At 67.4% G+C, this 19,087-nt stretch carries 18 protein-coding genes; 8 read left to right on the top strand and 10 right to left on the bottom strand.

Annotated elements, in window-relative coordinates:
• Positions 1-170: 170 nt before the first annotated feature.
• Together glyS and IED13_RS25395 are read right to left on the bottom strand one after the other, a co-directional pair.
• Entirely contained in the window at positions 171-2,309 is a 2,139-nt protein-coding gene (gene glyS, locus IED13_RS25400; protein ID WP_191125836.1) for a glycine--tRNA ligase subunit beta, read from the bottom strand.
• Positions 2,309-3,271 (bottom strand): glycine--tRNA ligase subunit alpha, encoded by a 963-nt coding sequence (locus tag IED13_RS25395; RefSeq protein ID WP_404801910.1) that lies wholly within the window; start codon positions 3,269-3,271, stop codon positions 2,309-2,311. The genes glyS and IED13_RS25395 overlap by 1 nt, the downstream gene beginning before the upstream one ends.
• Before the next feature lie 217 nt (positions 3,272-3,488).
• Between IED13_RS25395 and IED13_RS25390 the strand changes: the two genes are divergently transcribed.
• Positions 3,489-3,767, top strand: a complete 279-nt coding sequence (locus tag IED13_RS25390) for a hypothetical protein (protein WP_038360996.1) — start codon at positions 3,489-3,491, stop codon at positions 3,765-3,767.
• Between the two features lie 154 nt (positions 3,768-3,921).
• Positions 3,922-4,221, top strand: a complete 300-nt coding sequence (locus tag IED13_RS25385; protein WP_038360993.1) for a hypothetical protein — start codon at positions 3,922-3,924, stop codon at positions 4,219-4,221.
• 2 nt (positions 4,222-4,223) lie between these two features.
• On the opposite strand, the gene IED13_RS25380 is transcribed toward IED13_RS25385, so the two are convergent.
• Both IED13_RS25380 and IED13_RS25375 read right to left on the bottom strand, forming a co-directional pair.
• Positions 4,224-4,997 (bottom strand): tRNA1(Val) (adenine(37)-N6)-methyltransferase, encoded by a 774-nt coding sequence (locus IED13_RS25380; RefSeq protein ID WP_191125835.1) that lies wholly within the window; start codon positions 4,995-4,997, stop codon positions 4,224-4,226.
• Positions 4,990-5,214 carry a putative signal transducing protein gene (locus tag IED13_RS25375; RefSeq protein ID WP_038362326.1) on the bottom strand — a complete coding sequence of 75 codons (225 nt, stop codon included), beginning with the start codon at positions 5,212-5,214 and terminating at the stop codon, positions 4,990-4,992. Before IED13_RS25375 ends, IED13_RS25380 begins: the two co-directional genes overlap by 8 nt.
• 157 nt (positions 5,215-5,371) lie before the next feature.
• On the opposite strand from IED13_RS25375, the gene IED13_RS25370 reads away from it, so the two are divergent.
• From IED13_RS25370 to tcuC, 3 genes are all read left to right on the top strand, one after another.
• Entirely contained in the window at positions 5,372-6,388 is a 1,017-nt protein-coding gene (locus tag IED13_RS25370) for a polyprenyl synthetase family protein (protein WP_038360990.1), read from the top strand.
• 20 nt (positions 6,389-6,408) lie between these two features.
• Positions 6,409-6,999: an NUDIX domain-containing protein gene (locus IED13_RS25365; RefSeq protein ID WP_081925277.1), complete on the top strand. Its 591-nt coding sequence runs from the start codon at positions 6,409-6,411 to the stop codon at positions 6,997-6,999.
• A 99-nt stretch (positions 7,000-7,098) separates the two neighbouring features.
• On the top strand, positions 7,099-8,415 hold the full coding sequence (gene tcuC, locus IED13_RS25360) for an MFS transporter (protein ID WP_166652955.1): 1,317 nt from the start codon (positions 7,099-7,101) through the stop codon (positions 8,413-8,415).
• Here tcuC and IED13_RS25355 read toward each other — a convergent pair.
• The 3 genes from IED13_RS25355 to IED13_RS25345 all read right to left on the bottom strand — a co-directional run bounded on the left by IED13_RS25355 (position 8,393) and on the right by IED13_RS25345 (position 13,269).
• Positions 8,393-9,286, bottom strand: coding sequence for a 4-(cytidine 5'-diphospho)-2-C-methyl-D-erythritol kinase (locus IED13_RS25355; protein WP_191125834.1), 894 nt, complete (start codon positions 9,284-9,286; stop codon positions 8,393-8,395). The two genes, tcuC and IED13_RS25355, sit on opposite strands and share 23 nt — an antisense overlap.
• Before the next feature lie 48 nt (positions 9,287-9,334).
• Positions 9,335-11,125, bottom strand: coding sequence for a tetratricopeptide repeat protein (locus IED13_RS25350; protein WP_191125833.1), 1,791 nt, complete (start codon positions 11,123-11,125; stop codon positions 9,335-9,337).
• Positions 11,126-11,589: 464 nt separating this feature from the next.
• Entirely contained in the window at positions 11,590-13,269 is a 1,680-nt protein-coding gene (locus IED13_RS25345) for an electron transfer flavoprotein-ubiquinone oxidoreductase (protein WP_248312765.1), read from the bottom strand.
• A 171-nt stretch (positions 13,270-13,440) separates the two neighbouring features.
• Between IED13_RS25345 and IED13_RS25340 the strand changes: the two genes are divergently transcribed.
• Entirely contained in the window at positions 13,441-14,274 is an 834-nt protein-coding gene (locus IED13_RS25340) for a uracil-DNA glycosylase (protein ID WP_191125832.1), read from the top strand.
• Positions 14,275-14,385: 111 nt separating this feature from the next.
• Positions 14,386-15,270: a KPN_02809 family neutral zinc metallopeptidase gene (gene ypfJ, locus IED13_RS25335; protein ID WP_038360978.1), complete on the top strand. Its 885-nt coding sequence runs from the start codon at positions 14,386-14,388 to the stop codon at positions 15,268-15,270.
• An 82-nt stretch (positions 15,271-15,352) separates the two neighbouring features.
• Here ypfJ and IED13_RS25330 read toward each other — a convergent pair whose 3' ends face one another.
• Together IED13_RS25330 and IED13_RS25325 are read right to left on the bottom strand one after the other, a co-directional pair.
• The gene (locus tag IED13_RS25330) at positions 15,353-16,288 is read right to left on the bottom strand and encodes a dihydrodipicolinate synthase family protein (RefSeq protein WP_191125831.1); all 936 of its coding nucleotides are present in this window, start codon (positions 16,286-16,288) and stop codon (positions 15,353-15,355) included.
• Positions 16,285-17,625: an MFS transporter gene (locus tag IED13_RS25325; protein WP_133562219.1), complete on the bottom strand. Its 1,341-nt coding sequence runs from the start codon at positions 17,623-17,625 to the stop codon at positions 16,285-16,287. The genes IED13_RS25330 and IED13_RS25325 overlap by 4 nt, the downstream gene beginning before the upstream one ends.
• 172 nt (positions 17,626-17,797) lie before the next feature.
• Here IED13_RS25325 and IED13_RS25320 point away from each other — a divergent pair, with 172 nt between their 5' ends.
• Positions 17,798-18,481 carry a FadR/GntR family transcriptional regulator gene (locus IED13_RS25320; RefSeq protein WP_038360976.1) on the top strand — a complete coding sequence of 228 codons (684 nt, stop codon included), beginning with the start codon at positions 17,798-17,800 and terminating at the stop codon, positions 18,479-18,481.
• 52 nt (positions 18,482-18,533) lie between these two features.
• On the opposite strand, the gene IED13_RS25315 is transcribed toward IED13_RS25320, so the two are convergent.
• Positions 18,534-19,022, bottom strand: coding sequence for a glycosyltransferase family A protein (locus tag IED13_RS25315; RefSeq protein WP_113253990.1), 489 nt, complete (start codon positions 19,020-19,022; stop codon positions 18,534-18,536).
• Between the last annotated feature and the right edge of the window lie 65 nt (positions 19,023-19,087).

Below are 19,087 nucleotides of genomic sequence, written 5' to 3'. Positions count from 1 at the left end.
CAGAAACCCCTCTCCCGGATGGGAGAGGGGTAGGGGTGAGGGAAGGACGGAAAACCCGCTCCTCGCAACAGTAACCGCAGCAGCGGAGAGCGCAGAGTAAGGGTGATCGCCGGCAGGCCCTCACCCCTGCCCCTCTCCCATCCGGGAGAGGGGTTCCCCGCGCCCCTCCTTTATCCCGCGATGCGATCGAAATCCGCGACCGCGCGCGTCGCCTGGCGAAGCTGGTTGAGCAGCTTCAGGCGGTTGGCACGCTGGGCCGGATCGGGATCGTTCACCGTGACCTTGTCGAAGAAGGCATCGACCGCCGGACGCAATTCGGCGAGCGCGGCCATGGCGCCCTCGTAATCCTCGGCGGCGACGGCGGCTTCGGCCTTCGGCGTCGCCTGCGCCAGCGCGACGGCGAGCGCCTTCTCCTCGATCAGGCCGGCATCGGCGATGAGCTGAAGATCGGCAGCGCCGGCGAAAGCACCCTCCCCGTCCTTCTTCTCCTCGGCCTTGAGGATGTTGGCGGCGCGCTTGTAGCCCGCGAGCAGGTTCCGGCCGTCCTCGGTGTCGAGGAAGCGGCCGAGTGCGGCGACACGCAGGGTGATGAGGAGGAGGTCGTCATTGGCCGAAGCGCCCTCGCCTAGCACAGCATCGACGAGATCATGCCGCGCGCCCTGATCGCGAAGCATGACCTTCAGGCGGTCGTGGAAGAAGGAGAGGAGGTCGGCATCCTTGACGACCTTAATCAGCGGCAGCCTCACCCCATTCTCAACCACCAGCCGGATTACACCCAGCGCCGCACGGCGCAGCGCATAGGGGTCCTTGCTGCCGGTCGGCTTCTCGTCGATGGCCCAGAAGCCGACGAGGGTGTCGAGCTTGTCGGCCAGCGCCACCGCCGCCGAAACCGGGTCGCTCGGCACGCGATCCGAGGGCCCGAGCGGCTTGTAGTGCTCCTCGACCGCCGCGGCGACCGAGGCGTCCTCGCCCTGCAGCTCGGCATATTTCCGGCCCATCAGGCCCTGCAATTCCGGGAACTCGCCGACCATCTCGGTCGGCAGATCGGCCTTGGCGAGCTTGGCGGCGCGCTCGGCCTTTTCGGGATCGGCGCCGACGATCGGGGCCAGCTCCTTCGCCAGCGCGGCGATGCGCTGGACGCGCTCGCCTTGCGTGCCGAGCTTGGCGTGGAAGACGACGCCGAGCTTGTCGAGCTTGGCCATGCGCTGGTCGAGCGGTTTTGCGAGATCGAGGCCGAACTTCTCGGCGCTCTCCTTGAGCGTATCGAGGTCCGGCAGCGAGCCGCGATCGGTCTGCCAGAAATAGGCGGCGTCGGAGAGGCGGGCGCGCACGACGCGGCCATTGCCGGCGGTGATCGCCACGCCGCCATCGCTGGCGACGAGGTTCGAGACCAGGATGAAGCGGTTGGCGAGGTTGCCCGTCGCGGGATCGCGCAGCACGAAGCATTTCTGGTTCGCGCGGATGGTGGCGCGGATCGCTTCGCCGGGGATGTCGAGGAAACGCTCCTCGAAGGAGCCCATCAGCACCACCGGCCATTCGACGAGGCCCGCAACCTCCTCCAGCAACCCCTCATCCTCGATCAGCTCCAGCCCCTGCGCGAAGGCGAGGTTCTTGGCATCGGTGAGGATGATCTCCTTGCGGCGGTCGGCATCGAGCACGACCTTGGCTTTCTCAAGCGAAGAGACGTAGTCGTCCAGGCGCCGCACCGTGATCGGACCGGGCGCGAGGAAGCGATGGCCATGGGTGACGTTGCCCGAGACGATGCCGTCGACTTCGAAGGGCACGATCTCGGTGTCCTCGGTCTCGGCGCCGAAGGTGCAGAGGATCGAATGCAGCGGGCGTACCCAGCGCAGGCTGGCGCCGGCGGCCGAGGCCTTGCCCCAGCGCATCGATTTCGGCCAGGGGAAGGCGCGGATCACGGCCGGGACGATCTCGGCGATGGCCGCAAGCGTTTCCTGGCCGGGCTTCTCGATGATGGCGACGTAGGAATCGCCCTTCTTCGGATCGCTGACGATGGTGGCCTGATCGAGCGAGGCCAGCCCGGCAGCCTTGAGGAAGCCCTGCACGGCGGCGTCGGGCGCGCCGACGCGCGGACCTTTCCGCTCCTCGCGCACATCGCGGCCGCGCACCGGCAGGCCGGCGACATGCAGCGTGAGACGCCTCGGCGTGACGAAGGCCTTCGCGCCCTCATAGAGCAGGCCGCGCTCGACAAGCGCATCGGTGACGAGCTTCTTCAGGTCGTCAGCCGCCTTGCGCTGCATGCGCGCGGGGATTTCTTCCGAGAACAGTTCAAGCAGAAGATCGGGCATCAGTTCGCTCCCCCGCCGGCGGTCTTCAGCCAGGCCGCGCCGCAGGCCTTGGCGAGCTCGCGCACGCGCAGGATGTAGCTCTGACGCTCGGTGACCGAGATCACGCCGCGCGCATCGAGCAGGTTGAAGATGTGGCTGGCCTTGATGCACTGGTCATAGGCCGGCAGAGCAAGTTCATGGCGGGGCTGGTTGGCGCCGGCAGCCGGCTCACCGGCGGCGAGCAGGGCCTTGCATTCGGCCTCCGCATCCGAGAAGTGCCGGAACAGCATCTCGGTATTGGCATGCTCGAAATTGTGCCGGGAGTATTCCTGCTCGGCTTGCAGGAAGACGTCGCCATAGGAGATGCGATCCTCGCCATCGAGGCCGTTGAAGTTGAGATCGTAGACGTTTTCGACGCCCTGGACATACATCGCCAGCCGTTCGAGCCCGTAGGTCAATTCACCCGCGACCGGGGCGCATTCAACGCCCGCGACCTGCTGGAAATAGGTGAACTGGCTGACTTCCATGCCGTCGCACCAGCATTCCCAGCCGAGGCCCCAGGCGCCCAAGGTCGGGCTCTCCCAATCGTCCTCGACGAAGCGCACGTCATGCAGGCCGAGATCGACGCCAATGGCGCGCAGCGAGTCGAGATAGAGCTGCTGCAGATCCGGCGGCGACGGCTTCAGGATGACCTGGAACTGGTAGTAATGCTGCAAGCGGTTGGGGTTCTCGCCATAGCGGCCATCCTTGGGGCGGCGCGAAGGCTGGACGTAAGCCGCCTTCCACGGCTTCGGCCCGAGCGCGCGCAGGGTCGTCGCCGGATGGAAGGTGCCGGCGCCGACCTCCATGTCGTAGGGCTGCAGCACCACGCAACCTCGCTCGGCCCAGAAGCGCTGCAGCGTCAGCAGCAGCCCCTGGAAGGAGCGGGTCGGGTCCAGCGCCGGGGACGGCGCGGCGGGCGAATGCTGGGCGAGGGCGGACAAGGGCGAAAAGCCTTCCGAAAACGCGGATGAGTGCGGCGTGATTAGGGGTTCGCGCCCGGCGCGGTCAAGCCAAAGCGACCAAACGGGACCGGAACCGGCGCCGGACAGCTTTCGTTCATATGCGGAGGATTATGACTTGGGCCATCCGCACGGTCCGCGGCGTTCGGGGTGAGCGTTTGAGCCGGGCCGGCGGGCTATAGACAGCAGGAGTTCTACAATGCTGACCCATCGTATCGTTGCCGCCACCTTCGGCGCTCTCACCCTCGCCGCTTCCGCTTTCGCCGCTGTTCCGGCCTCGGCCGCGCCGGTTGCCTCCCCCGTCGCCGCCGCGCCGCTCCAGGCCGCACCGGCAGGCGATCTGCTGCAGCAGGCGCAGTATTATGGTCCGCGCCGCTATTACGGCCGCCCCTATTATCGCCCGCGCTGCTTCTGGGCGAACCGTCGCGTCTGGAACGGCTGGCGCTGGGTCATCCGGCCGGTGCGCGTCTGCCGCTGAGACCGACGCAATGCGGCCATAATCAGCCGCTGAATGAAGGCAGGATGAACGGCGCGGTTTCGCGCCGTTCAGGTTTCAAGGGTTAAGTTTCAGTCCAAGATCGGTGCCAGCTTTCGCAAGTTCACCCGGCCGACACCGTCTCACGGAGGATTTCATGTTCAGAACCATGCTTCTTTCCGCGATGGCGGCAGGCACGCTGGGCCTGGCCGCTCTGAGCGCCGCCCCGGCCTCCGCCGCGCCCGTCGCCGCCGCGCCGCTGGTCGATGCGACCGGCGGGATGGTCCAGCAGGCGCAGTACTATTACGGACCGCGCCGCTATTACGGCCCGCGCCGCTACTATGGACCGCGCTATTACGGGCCGCGCCGGTATTATGGCCCGCGCTACTATGCGCCGCCGCTCTTCGCGCCGCCGGTCTACGGGCCGCGCTATTTCTACGGCCCACGTTACTGGTAGCGTCAGCCCAGCTTAGCCCGCCCGCGATGGACGGCGTCGCTCAGCGCGGTTAGCCGCCCATCCGGACCATTGATGACGAAAGCCGGCAGCAACTCTGCCGGCTTTCTGCTGTTCAGGACAGCCGTGACGATGACGCGAATCGCCGGGCGCTCGGCGAAGGCATGGACCGGCCGGATGGCGAGCGCGCCGAAGCCGATTTCGAGGCCGGCGAGCAATTCCGGCAAGGCCTCGGCGCGATGGATGATCGCGATCAGCCCGCCCGGCTTCAGCAGGCGCCTGGCGGTGCGCAGCCAGATTGCCAGATCGCCCTCGGCGACATGGGCGGCCTTGCGATTCGGCACCGGCGACGCCCGCGTACCGCCGGGTGGATAGAAGGGCGGGTTCATCGCGACAGCATCGTATGACCCTGACGCGAGGCCGAGCCCGGTGAGTTTCCCCGCCGGAGCGCCGACATCGGCCGCGACGACAGAGATCCTGCCCTCCATGCCGTTCAGCGCCGCGTTGCCGGCCGCCAGCCCCGCCAGTTCCGGGTCGCGCTCCAGCAGCGTGACGCCAAGCTCCGGCTGCGCCAGCGCCGCAGCGAGCCCCACCGTCCCGACGCCTGCTCCGATGTCGAGGAGCCGGCCCGCCCCAAGCTCCGGCAGGACGGCCGCGAGCAGCACCGCGTCGCTGCCGGCGCGATGCCCCTTGCGCGGCTGGCGCAGAAGGAGCCGCCCGTCGAGCAGGCGATCCTCGACGATCTCGCCGAGGCCGGCGGGCGCTTTCGCCTCACTCATCGCGCAGCTCGGCGCCATAGCCCGCATCGATCAACAATGCGCGAGCGCGCCTGCGATCCTGGTCGCGCACCAGCAGCCGGCGCGGGAAGGCGCCGATCATGCCTTCCAGCGCGCTGATGTGCTGGTCGGCGATCAGGCAATCGAGATTGGCCGCGCTCAGGAGCGCTTCGAGGGCGCCGAGCAGGATCAGATCATTGGTGCGGACGAGTTCATGCATGCCGCCATGGAGCCGAAGCGCCGGGTCCGGCGCAAGCACCCTGTGGCCCCACTGCGGCGACGCGGTGCAATTGCGGGGGCTGGCGTCCCATGCAACGGTTGTGGCATGGCTCCGGGCGCGCCGCCCGGCGCGAGTGGTTTGGCTGGAGTTCAGTCCATTGGGTGTCGTCGTATCCTTCGAGGAACGGGAATCGGGCCAGCGCGGCATCGAGCCGCTGGTGGCGTTGACGCGTGAGGACATGGAGCGCGTCAACGCGATGATCCTGTCGCGGACCGGCTCGGACGTGACGATGATCCCGGAGGTCGCCAACCATCTGATCTCCTCCGGCGGCAAGCGCCTGCGGCCGATGCTGACGCTGGCGATGGCCGATCTCTGCGGCTACCAGGGCGAAGGCCAGGTCAAGCTCGCGGCCTCCGTCGAGTTCATGCACACGGCCACGCTGCTGCATGACGACGTCGTCGACGAGAGCGACATGCGCCGCGGCAAGCTCGCCGCCCGCATGCTCTGGGGCAACGAGGCGAGCGTGTTGGTCGGCGACTTCCTGCTCGGCCAGGCCTTCAAGATGATGGTCGAGGTCGGCTCGTTGCGCGCGCTCGACATTCTCTCGACGGCGGCCGCCGTGATCGCCGAGGGCGAGGTGCTGCAGCTTTCCGTCGCCAAGAACACCGAGACGACGGAGGACGAATATCTCTCCGTGATTCGCGGCAAGACCGCCGAGCTCTTCGCCGCTGCCTGCGAGGTCGGGCCGGTGATCGCGGGCTCCTCCAAGGCGAACGAGGCGGCCTGCCGCAGCTACGGGCTCAATCTTGGCATCGCCTTCCAGCTCATCGACGACGCGCTGGACTATGGCGGGGTCGCCGCCAAGCTCGGCAAGAACACCGGCGACGATTTCCGCGAGGGCAAGATCACGCTGCCTGTGGTGCTCTCCTTCCGCCGCGGCAGCAGCGAGGAGCGCGCCTTCTGGAAGCGCACCCTGCAGGACGGCGCGATCGAGGACGGCGATCTCGAGCAGGCGCAGACGCTGATGCGCAAGCACAAGGCGCTGGAGGACACGATCGAGCGCGCGCGCCACTATGCCAAGATGGCGAAGGATGCGCTCGGCCTCTTCCCGGCCTCGCCGATGAAGCAGGCGCTCAATGACGCCGTCGATTTCTGCATCGCACGGGCGCATTGAAGCCGCGGGTCGAGCCATCGATGGCAGATCCGGCGTCCGACGCGAAACCGGAAATCGCGACCCTATCGTCGAGAGTCGTCTACGCAAACCGTTGGATGACGGTTCGCGAGGATGCCATCCAGCGGCAGGATGGGTCGCACGGCATCTATGGCGTCGTCGAGAAAGTTGATTTTGTCGCCATCATCCCGGTCGAACCGGATGGCAGCATTCACCTGGTCGAGCAGTATCGCTACCCCGTCGGCGCGCGCTTTTGGGAGCTACCGCAAGGCTCCTGGGAGCTGAGTCCGCAGGCAGATCCCGTGAGTGTCGCTCGCGGCGAACTGCGCGAGGAAACCGGCCTCCACGCCGAAGACATGGTCAAGCTCGGCTATCTGTTCGAATGCTATGGCTATTCCAATCAGGGCTGTCATCTCTTTCTCGCCCGCCGGCTCCGCTACGAAGGCAGCGATCTCGATCTCGAAGAGCAAGGCCTCGTTTGCCGCCGCTTCACAGCCAGCGAAGTCGTCGCGATGATCGAGAGCGGTCGGATCAGGGATGCGACGACCGTCGCCGCGATCGGTCTCATGATGATGAAAGGTTTGTTCCCGCAAGGCAGCGGCGGTACCGACTGAACCGAAGCCAAAAGGGGCGCCTGTTTCTCTAATCCGGGGCTTCCCTCTGGCCATGCGCAGGCATAGCGTGATGGCTGTGGGAAACGCTTAGGCCGGAGAATGGCCATGTCGGCATCGTCGCAACGCCAGTCGCAGATCTGGTCCGTCGTCCGCGTCTCGAGTGGCAACTTCCTCGAAATGTACGACTTCTTCGTCTTCGGCTATTACGCCGCGGCGATCGGCAAGGCGTTCTTCCCGTCCGGCAGCGAGTTCGCACAGCTCATGGCGGCGTTCATGACCTTCGGCGCGGGCTTCCTGATGCGCCCGCTCGGCGCCATCGTGCTCGGCAGCTATATCGATCATCACGGCCGCCGCGCCGGGCTGCTCCTCACCCTGATGCTGATGGCCTTCGGCACTCTCACCATCGCGCTCGCGCCGACCTACGCCTCCATCGGCATCCTGGCGCCGATCATCGTCGTGATCGGGCGGCTGGTGCAGGGCTTCTCGGCCGGCGTCGAGCTCGGCGGCGTCTCGGTCTATCTCTCGGAGATCGCGACGCCCGGCAACAAGGGCTTCTATGTGAGCTGGCAGTCGGGCAGCCAGCAGGTCGCGGTGATCTTCGTGGCGCTGCTCGGCGTCTGGCTCGCCACCATCCTGCCGCCCGAGACCATGACGGAATGGGGCTGGCGCATCCCGTTCCTGGTCGGCTGCCTGATCGTGCCGTTGATCTTCCTGCTGCGCCGCTCGATGCAGGAGACCGAGGAATTCGCCGAGCGCAAGCGCAGCGCGAGCCATCCGACGCCCGGCCAGATCATCCGGATGCTGGCGACGCATTGGCAGACCGTGCTGGTCGGCATGCTGCTGGTGACGATGACGACGGTGTCCTTCTACTTCATCACCGCCTACACCCCGACCTTCGGCAAGGAGGTGCTGAAGCTCTCCAGCATCGACAGCCTGCTGGTGACGCTCTGCGTCGGCATCTCCAACCTGTTCTGGCTGCCGGTGATGGGGGCGCTATCCGACCGGGTCGGCCGCAAGCCGCTTCTCATCGCCTTCACCGCCCTGCTCTTCGTCAGCGCCTATCCGGCCCTGTCCTGGCTGGTTTCGCAGCCCTCCTTCGCGCGGCTGCTGATGGTCGAGCTGTGGCTCTCCTTCATCTATGCCAGCTATAACGGCGCGATGGTGGTGGCACTGACCGAGATCATTCCGGTCGAATTGCGCACGACCGGCTTCTCGGTCGCTTACAGCCTCGCGACCGCGTTGTTCGGCGGCTTCACCCCGGCGGTCAGCACCTATCTGATCGAGGCGACCGGCAACCGGGCCGTGGCGGGCCTCTGGCTGATGTTCGCGGCGGCCTGCGGCTTCGTCGCCACGCTCATCGCCTATCGCCGGCGCAGCGTGCCGACCTCCGTGGTCAGCGCAGCAGCGTCGCCCTGACCCACCATTCGGGGCGCTGCCTCGCCAGCGCCTTCGCGGCTGCGGCACTGGCAACGCAATCGTCGAACAGGGCGAAGCAGGTCGCGCCGGAGCCGGACATGCGGACAAGGCGGCTTCCGGGCAGCGCCGCCAGCCGCTCCAGAACCTCGCCGATTTCGGGTGCGATGCGTTGCGCCGGGACGGCAAGGTCGTTGCCGGAGCGTGCCAGCACGGCGCGCAACTCAGCCGCAGAGGTGGGCAGCGCGGGCAAGCCCCCGCCAGCGGCCAAAAGTCGATCGCCGGCCGCCAGCCCCAGCGCGCGAAAAACCCCGACGGTCTCGACCGGCACGCCCGGATTGACCAGTACGGCAAACAAGGAAGGCAGCCGCAGCGCCGGCCCCAGCCTGTCTCCGATGCCGGCCATCAGCCGCGCCCGCGATTCCAGGCAGACGGGAACGTCGGCCCCCACGCCCGCAGCAACCTCACGCAGAGTCGGGTCCGACAGGGCAATGCCGTTCAGCCGTGCGAGCAGGCGCAGCGCCGCGGCCGCATCGGCCGAGCCGCCACCGATGCCCGAAGCCACCGGCAATCGCTTGGTGAGATGAAATGCGCCCGCATGCGTACCCGGAAAGGCCTGACCGAAAGCGCGTGCCGCCCGCAGGACGAGGTTGCGATCATCGGCTTCCAGCCCGGCGGCGCGCGGGCCGGCGATCGTCAGCGAGAGCGACGGGCCGGGGTCGAGCGCAAGCTCGTCGCCGATGCCGGCGAAGGCGACGAGGCTTTCAAGCTCGTGATAGCCGTCCGGACGCCGGCCGAGCACGCGCAGGTCGAGATTGACCTTGGCGCGGGCACGCGTCCGCAAGGGCAGCGCACCGCCGGCAGAGGCGGCCATGGCGAGGCCCCTGCTCTCCGCTCCCGGCTCCATCGCGCGGGGCAGGCGTCAGCCGCCGTCCTTCTTCTGCTCGGCGGGGCTAACCTGCTCGCCCGCATTCGCCGATGGCGTATCCTCCATCCCGCGCTCGATCTTGCGCAGGATGTTCGGCAGATCTTCTGGCTCGGGCTTGAGGTCGCGGGCGTGGTTCCACTGGAACTTCGCCTCGAGCTTGCGGCCGGTCTTCCAGTAGACGTCGCCGAGATGGTCGTTGATGACCGGGTCGGAGGGGCGCAATTCGGCGGCGCGCTCGATCTCCCGCGAGGCGTCCTCGTAGCGGCCGAGGCGATAATAGGCCCAGCCGAGCGAATCGATGATGTAGCCGTCGCGCGGGCGCAATTCGACGGCCCGGCGCAGCATGTCGAGCCCCTCGTCGAGCTTCAGATGCTTGTCGACCAGCGAGTAGCCGAGATAGTTCAGCACCAGCGCCCGCTCGCGGCCGAGCGGATCGGGCAGCAGTTCCAGCGCCTTGCGCAGATCGGCCTCGGCATCGGGCCAGCGGTTGATGCGCTCGCGCGCGATGCCGCGGAAATAGAACAGATCCCAGTTGGCGCGGCCGGGTACGGCGAGCTTGGCGATCGCCTTGTCATAGGTGTCGGCAGCCTCGGCGAACTGCTTGCGCGAGCGATAGATGTTGCCGAGCGCGGCGAGCGCATCGACGTCGTCGGGCCGCTCGCTGATGACCCTGTCGAGATGCTTCACGGCATCGTCGTGCTTGCCGAGGTTCTCCAGCGCGAGCCCGGCCTGGATCTCGGCATTGGGCCGCAGCGGCGAGGTCATCGGCATCTTGTCGTAGACCGCGACCGCATCTTCCGGCTGACGCGAGCGCTCGAGGATGTCGCCAAGCGTCAGGATGGCGAGGTCGTGGCTCGGATCGAGAAAGATCGCCATGCGCAGATAGAGCAGCGCCGCCGCCTCGTCGCCCTGGCGGTTGCCGGCGCTGGCGAGGCCATAGAGCACCTCGGCCGCACCCTGCTGCGGCGTCGCGATCTGGCGCGGCGGAGCTTCCTTCTTCGCGACGAGGGCCATGCCCTCGCGGATGATCGGGTGGTTCGGCAGCAGCCGGTCGAAATCGGCATAGGTTGCGATGGCATCGTCGAAATCGCCGTTGCGGGCCTGGAAACGGGCCCAGAGATCGACGAGGCGCAAGGTCGTCTTCTCGGCGTCGTAGGCGCTCTTCAGGCGCCTCTCGGCCTCCTTCCGGCGCCCGGCCGCATCGAGGATCAAGCCGGCGTGATAGTCGCGGAAGAGATTGTAGGAGGGCTCGCCCTTCAGGCGCTCCAGCGTCTCGACGGCGCGCTTCGAATTGCCCGAGCCGAGATAGGACCAGGCGGACAGCAGCGTCGCGGTGATGTCGGCGGCGCGACCGCGCCCGCCGCGCTGCAGATGGTTGCGCGCGGTCTGGTAGCTCTTCTGCTTGATCGCGCGGATGCCGACGACGAGCTGGGCGAGGCCATTGCTCGGATCGACCTGGATCAGGCGGTCGGCGGCGCGGAAGGCGTCCGGCATCGAGCCGTCGGCCAGGAAGGCGACGAAGGCGCGTTCCAAGAGATCGTTGTTCTGCGGATCTTCCTTGACCGCCTCGCGCAGATAGACGGAAGCCGCACCCAGATCACGCGAGGCGCCGGCCACGATCGCCGCGAGGTAATTGCCTTCGAGGCTGTCGGCGGGCTCAAGCGATTCGGCGGACCGTGGCGTCGCGCCCTGCGCAGCGGCGGCCACCGGCAAGGCCAGGACCAAAGACAATGCAGCAGCCGTGCCGGAGGCACGCACCTTCTTCAAAAATGTCACGACTGCCATTCTCCCTCGGTCCGCCGCCCCGCTGTTCCGGGGCGCTCTTCCAGCGGACCGTGATCGCTCGCGTAGGGGGTCAAGATGGCGGTTTCCGGGCGAGCGGGCAAGCCGGGCCCGGCGCGAATGCGGCACTTTCGTAGCGACCGCGCAACAGTTGCCGAAAACCCGCTCCCCAAAAGGAGCCATGAAGCAATCGCCAGTCTTCGGCGCGGGATATCCGGGCTATATTCCTGCGACCCGCAGATCCGGCGGGCGCTCTATTGGGGGTCATTCCAATGAAAAAGATTGTTCTGAGCTTTGCCGCCGTCGCTCTTCTCGCCGGCTTCGTCGCCGGCTGCGCCACCACCGAGGTGAAGGAAGCCCCGAAGGTCGTGCGCAAGGGCTGATCGCCCCTCGCGTAAAACAAAGGGCGCGCCGCGAGGCGCGCCCTTTTCAGTTGGGGAAGGCCGACAAGCAGCCTCGCCGAGCGATCACATATTCGCGTAGCCCGGCCCGCCGCCGCCCTCGGGCACCGTCCAGGTGATGTTCTGGGCGGGGTCCTTGATGTCGCAGGTCTTGCAGTGGACGCAGTTCTGCGCGTTGATCACGAAGCGCGGATTGCTCTTCGTCTCCGCGTTCTCATAGACGACCTCGTAGACGCCGGCCGGGCAATAGAGCCGCGCCGGTTCGCCATAGAGCGGAAGGTTCTGCGTGATCGGCACCGACAGATCGGTGAGCTTCAGATGGGCCGGCTGGTCCTCCTCGTGATTGGTCGAGGAGAGGAAGACCGAGGAGAGCTTGTCGAAGGAGATCTTGCCGTCCGGCTTCGGATAGCTGATCGGCTTGACCTCGGCGAGCGGCTTCAGCGTGGCGAAGTCCGGCTTGCCGTGCTTCAGCGTGCCGAAAGGCGACCAGCCGAAGAGCTGGTTCAGCCACATGTCGACGCCGCCGAGCCCGATGCCGATGAGCGTGCCGAACTTCGACCAGAGCGGCTTGACGTTGCGGACCGGCTTCAGATCCTTGCCGATGGCGCTGTCGCGCCAGCTCGTCTCGATCTCGACGACCTCGTCATGCTTGCGGCCCGCCTGCAGCGCCGGCACCAGCTTGTCCGCCGCGAGCATGCCCGACAGGATGGCGTTGTGGCTGCCCTTGATGCGGGGAACGTTGACGAAGCCGGCGGCGCAGCCGATCAGCGCTCCGCCCGGGAAGGTCAGCTTCGGCACCGACTGGTAGCCGCCCTCGGTGATGGCGCGCGAGCCATAGGAGAGGCGCTTGGCGCCCTCGAAGACGTCGCGGATCATCGGATGGGTCTTGAAGCGCTGGAACTCGTCGAAGGGCGAGAGCGTCGGGTTCTGGTAGTTCAGATGCACGACGAAGCCGACGGTGACGAGATTGTCGTCGAAATGATAGAGGAAGGAGCCGCCGCCGGTGCCGTTGTCGAGCGGCCAGCCGAAGGAATGCTGGACGCGGCCCTTGTGGAACTTCTCCGGCTTGACCTGCCAGAGCTCCTTCAGGCCGATGCCGTATTTCTGGGGCTCGCGCCCCTCGTCCAGCGCGAATTTCCTGATCGCGATCTTGGAGAGCGAGCCGCGCGCGCCCTCGCCCAAGAGCGTGTAGCGGCCGCGCAGTTCCATGCCGCGGGTGAAGCGCTCGGAAACCGTGCCGTCCTTGGCGATGCCCATGTCGCCGGTGGCGATGCCGGCGACCGAGCCGTCCTCGTTATAGAGCAGCTCGGCGGCGGCGAAGCCGGGATAGATCTCGACGCCGAGCGCCTCGGCACGGGCGGCCAGGAACTTCGTCACCAGCCCGAGCGAGCCGACGAAATTGCCGTGATTGTTCATCAGCGACGGCATGGCGAAATTCGGCAGGCGGATGCCGCTGGGCTCGGTCAGGAAATAGAAGACGTCTTCCTTGACCTCGGTGGTCAGCGGACGCTCCGGATCGTCGCGCCAGTCCGGCACCAGCCGGTCGAGGCCGATCGGGTCGATGACGGCGCCGGAGAGGATATGGGCGCCGACCTCGGCGCCCTTCTCGACGACGACGACGGAGACGGATTCGTCGAGCTGCTTCAGCCGGATCGCAGCGGCCAGGCCCGCAGGGCCAGCGCCGACGATGACGACGTCATAGTCCATGCTCTCGCGCGGTTCGCTCTGCGCTTCCTTCAGATCCATCCCGTCCTCCGCACGCGAAAACGCGCTGCCCAGATAGTTTATATGTAAACTGTTTTGCCCGTTCGTTCAACGACGGGCGCTGATCAGTCTGGAAACCCTCTATCCAAGCCTATGCTCCATTTTGCAACCGCGAACGCTCGCGAAGCGGCTCGACAGGGTATAGGATGAGCCATGAGCTTCTCCGATGCAGTCTCTCCCGACGAGCCGGGTCCCTACGAGCTCCTGAGCTGGTACGCCGAGATGGGCGTGACCGAGGCGCTCGACGAGGAACCGCACGACCATTTCTCCGCGTCCGCGCCGCCGCCCGCGCAGCGTCCGTTCGCCACCCTGGCCGGGCGCGCTCCCGGAGGCGCCCCGCCACCGGCGAGCCGGCCGATCGCGGCCGCCGCCACCGCTCCCGACGATGCGACGCTGACGGCCCGCGCCCTGGCGCGCGAGGCGCATACGCTCGACGAGCTGAGAGCGGCGCTGGCGACGTTCGAGGGCTGCGCGCTCAAGGCCACGGCCAAGAACCTCGTCTTCGCCGACGGCAATCCGGAAGGCCGCGTGATGATGGTCGGCGAGGCGCCGGGGGCCGATGAGGACAGGCTCGGCCTTCCCTTCGTCGGCCGGTCCGGCCAGCTCCTCGACCGCATGCTGGCGGCGATCGGCCTCACGCGGAAGGACGACGTCTATATCGCCAACCTGCTGCCCTGGCGCCCGCCCGGCAACCGCACGCCGACGCCGCAGGAGGTCGCGATCTGCCTGCCCTTCATCCAGCGTCAGATCGAGCTCGCCAACCCCGAGATCCTGGTCTGCATCGGCGGCCCCTCGGCGCAGGGCCTGCTCGGCTTCAAGGGCATCCTGGCCTCGCGCGGCAAATGGGTCGAGTACGACACCGGCTCGCGCCGCATCCGCGCCATGGCGACGCTGCACCCGGCCTATCTCCTGCGCCAGCCTCTGCAGAAGCGCCTGGTCTGGCGCGACCTGCGCGCACTCAAGACGGCGCTTGAGGCGGAGACCTGAGCGGTTGTAAACCGCCGCAGTCACCTCGCGTTCAGCCATCGCCCGCAAAGACAGCTTGAGTTCGCCGTCTCTCTTGGCGAGATTGCGAAGAGTTTCGTCGGGGACCTGACCATGCAGTGGGAAGATTACCGCCAGTCCGACAATCTCGAGGACAGGCGGGGAGGTGGCGGTGGCGGCTTCGCCGGCATGCCCGGCGGTCGCGGCGGCATCGGCATCGGCACGATGGTGGTGCTCGGCCTGCTCGGCTGGGCGCTGGGTATCGACCCGCGCCTGCTGATCGGCGGGGCCGAGATGATCGGCGGCATCGGCGGGCGCGAGCAGACGCCGCAGACGCGCCAGTCCTCCGGCCCGCCGCAGGACCAGATGGGCCGCTTCGTCTCGGCCGTGCTGGCGCAGAACGAGGACGTCTGGACCAAGCTGCTGCCGCAGCAGGCCAACACCCGCTACCAGGCGCCGCAGCTCGTGCTGTTCTCCGGCGTCAACCGCTCCGGCTGCGGCGTGGCGCAGTCGGCGATGGGGCCGTTCTATTGCCCCAACGACCGCAAGGTCTATCTCGACACCTCCTTCTTCCAGGAAATGCAGCGCAAGCTCGGCGGTGGCGGCGACTTCGCCTATGCCTATGTCATCGCCCACGAGGTCGGGCACCATGTCCAGAACCTGATCGGCATTCTGCCGAAAGCGAATCAGCTCCGCGAGCGTTCCTCCGAGCGCGATGCCAATGCGATCTCGGTCAGGATCGAATTGCAGGCGGACTGCTTCGCCGGCGTCTGGGCCCACAACATCCAGGCGATGGGCCGGCTCGACCAGGGCGATATCGAGGAGGCGATCCGCACAGCGTCGGCCATCGGCGACGACAAGCTGCAGAAGGCGGCGCAAGGCGTGGTCGTGCCGGATTCCTTCACGCATGGCTCCTCGGCGCAGCGGACCAAATGGTTCAACACCGGCTTCCAGTCGGGCTCGTTGCAGAGCTGCGATACGTTCAGGAATCAAATCTGACAGAGACAGGAGCGCAAGCCCGATGGCCGGCTTGTGCTCCTGAAGGGCCCCCGATCCGGGGCGCCGGATATGAGCGCTCCGGCTAGACCGGCTTCTTCCCCGCGTGATTCGGGGCCGCGAAGGCGCCCAGCCGCTTCGCGTGGGCCTCGACCAGCGAAAGCCCGAACGCGGTCGGCCGCAGGGCCGGTGCCCGGTCGAAGACCGGGAGGCCTGTGCGGGCCGCGAAGAGGCGCTTGCCATAGCAGATCAGGTGCTCGAGCCCCTGCATCACGAAGGTGATAGCCGGCAGCACCTGCGCGTACATCTCCTCGGCCTGCGCCTCCTCTCCGGCGCGGAAGCGCTCATAGATGCGCACGGCATGATCGATGCAGTCGGGTGCCAGGATGAAGCCGGCGCACCCGGCCCGCAGGCTCTCGATCAGTTCCAGGCCGGCGCGACCGTTGAAAACGGGCACCTGCCCTTCCGTGAGCTGAATGACGCGCTCGATCTCGACGGCCGATCCCTCGCCCTTGAGCAGGCTGATGTTCGGATATTCGCGGGTCAGCACGCGGATATCCTCGGCCGTCAGGCCGCGCCCGAGAAAGGCGGGCGCGTTCTGGATCGCCACGGGGATCGTGCTCTTCTCGGCCACGCGGCCGAAGAAGCGGATGTATTCGCCGGCCGGGAAGCTCCCGACCGCCGGCGGCTGCAGGATGACCCAGTCGGCTCCCACATTTTCCGCATGGCGCAATTGGGCAACCTGCTCGGCGACCGAATTGCCTGAGATCGTGAAGGCCAGGGGAACCTGCCCGCCAGTATCCTCCGCCACCCAGTCCATGACGGTGCGACGCTCGCCCTCCGAGAGCTTGGCGACCTCCGTCGCCAGACCGAGCGCCGCCATCCCATGGACCCCGGCTGCGAGGCACAGCTCCGTCTGCCGCCTCATGGCGGCGCGATCCAGCGCCTCGTTCTCGTCGAACAGCGCATAGGCGATGGCATGGATGCCATGCAGCGCTGCGGTCTTGCCGGCCGGGATCATGGGGTGCCCCGTCCCGCCCGTGCGAGCCCATCGTCCTGCACGGCATCGATCATCCGACGGCGCGGAGCCAGGACGATGCCCAGCAATCCGCCGATCACCAAAGCGATGGCGACGACCAGGAGCGCGACGTTGAAATTGCCGGTTGCGTCCTTGATCCAGCCGATGACCGGCGGGAGACCCAGCCCGGCCAGGTTCGCCACCGCATTGATCAGCGCGATCGAGACGGCGGCAGCGATGCCGGAGACGTACTCGGTCGTGACCGCCCAGAAGACGGGGATGGCGGCCCAGTTGAGACCGATCGACAGGGCCAGCAGCAGAAAGGCCACTGTCGGCTGGCCCGCGAGCTGGACGGCGACCGCCAGAACCAGACCGGCCAGGACCAGCGGCAAGCCAAGATGGAGCGCCCGCTCGCCGCTCGCATCCGAATGGCGCCCGTTGAAGAACATGAAGATGCAGGCGACGAGAAACGGCACGGCCGAGAGCAGGCCGACCGTCATGTTGCTCTGGCCCGATACCGACTTCACGATCAGCGGCAGGAACAGCGTGATGCCGATGGTGCCGAAGGCCTGCAGCAGCCAGAACAGCGCCAGCAGCCAGACCCTGCCGCTGGTGAAGGCCTGACGCCACCCGGCCGTATGCGACACCGGGGTGGCGGACTGCTCCTGCGCCAGCGTCTTTTCGAGCCAGTCCCGCTCGGCCGGCGCGAGCCAGGCCGCATCCGCGGGCCGGTCGGTCAGGACTTTGAGCGTGACGAAGGCCAGCAACACCGCCGGGATGCCTTCGATCAGGAAAAGCCAGCGCCAGCCCCCCATGCCGTGCCAGCCGTCGAGGCCGAGGAGCAACCCCGACAATGGCAGGCCGATCACCGAGGCGAGCGCCGCACCGATATAGAAGAACGACATGGCATTGGCGCGCTCGCGCGACGGGAACCAGCGCGCCAGGTAATAGATCACGCCGGGGGTGAAGCCGGCTTCCGCCGCACCGAGCAGCAGGCGCATGCCGTAGAGCTGGTTGGCGCTGGTGACGAAGGCCATGCCGGCGGCAATGACGCCCCAGCTCAGCATGATCCGGGCGATCCAGCGGCGAGCACCGACACGGGCCAGCACCATGTTGCTGGGAATTTCGAACAGGATGTAGGTCGCGAAGAAGATGCCGGCCGCCCGGCCATACATCTCGGCGGTGAGGCCGAGCTCGGCATTCATCTGAAGCGCCGCCACCGAAATGTTCGAACGGTCGATATAGGCGATCAGATAAAGCAGCATCAGGAACGGCAGCAGGCGCCAGCCGACCCGCCGCATCGTTTCCGCTCGATTCACAGTCCCTTCGACGGTGGCCATGGCCCAACTCCTCCCGAGTGTTGGTGACCGCGATCTTCTCGCCGCGGCCCTTCAAACATCTGATGTAAAACATATGATGTTTGACCGCAAGCATGTGGGACACGAAGCCCGCTTGCTTGTGACGCAGGACGGCGGCGGCTAAGAAGCCTCCGAACCACATCGCTCGAGGCTCATGACCAACCGCAAGCCCGCCCGGACCAGCAGCGTGGTCGAAAGCCTCGGCATCGAGATCGTCGGCGGCAATCCGCCGCCGGGCGGTGCGCTGGCCGCCGAACCTGCCCTCGAAGCGCGCTTCCAGGTCAGCCGGGGCGTCGTGCGGGAAGCCGTTCGGATCCTCGCGGCAAAGGGGCTGGTCAGCGTGCGCCAGCGCCACGGCACGCATGTGCGCCCGCGCCATGAATGGAGCTGGCTCGACCGCGACCTGATCGGCTGGATCGCCGCCAGCGGAATCAGCCGCGCCGATCTCCTCGCCTTCGCCGAGGCGCGCCGCATCATCGAGCCGGAAGCGGCCGCGCTCGCCGCCACGCGCGCGACCAACGTGCAGCGCGACGCGATCAGCGCAGCCTATGCGGCCATGGTCCGCGACCGCCACGATCCCGCCCGCGCGATCTCAGCCGACAAGGCCTTTCACCTGGCGGTTCTGGACGCCACGCATAATCCCGTCCTGCAAAGCCTTCACGGCGCGATCGACGCGCTGCTCAGCGCAATCTTCGATTTCACCGTGACCGTGTTCGAGGGAAACCTCGACAATCACGGCGCCGTCGCCGCCGCCATCCAGCGCGAAGACGCCGATGCCGCGCGCCAGGCCATGCGCGCCCTGCTGAACTATACGGGCGACTATCTCGAACATCGCTGATGCGTTCGCGCTCCTGCGCAGCCGCCTTGCCGGGCCATTCGCCCCGAGCCAGCTATCCGCTCACGCGCTCCCGCCCCGTCTGCAGCCGCCGCGGCGCATGGCCGAGCCGGCCGGCGAGCACCGCGCCCTTGGGCGCGATCAGGCCCGCACGCAGCCGCCGGCCGCCGAAGGAGATCGCGGCGCGCTCGCGCAAGGAGGCGGCGAAGCCGCGCAGCGGCAGCAGCGCCGGCGCATCGGGCGCGAGCAGGAGATGCCGCTCGACCGCCTGCGCCCAATTGAGCTGCGGCACGTCGCCGGCATCGAGCAGCAGGAGCCAGTCGCCGCGCGCTTCCTTGGCGCCAAGATGCCAGCCTTCGGCGTTGCCCGCGCGCAGATAGCTCGCACCCGTCGCATCGGCGATGCGCGCGAGACCGTCCGCGCCGACGGTGTCGACGACGACGGCATGGCCAAGGAATCCCTCAGCCACCGCCGGGATCAGCACGGCGAAGGTCGCGGCGATGGCTTGCGCCGAGCCGGGCGCACGGATCACGGCTGTGAGCATCTGCAATGTGTATGGCGCAGCGCAACACGTCGCAATCCTGTCACTTGCCTTTTGTTCCTGTTATG

The organism is Allobosea spartocytisi (assembly GCF_014764685.1).
Taxonomy (GTDB): Bacteria; Pseudomonadota; Alphaproteobacteria; order Rhizobiales; family Beijerinckiaceae; genus Allobosea; species Allobosea spartocytisi.
This window is presented reverse-complemented; position numbering and strand designations above follow the sequence as displayed.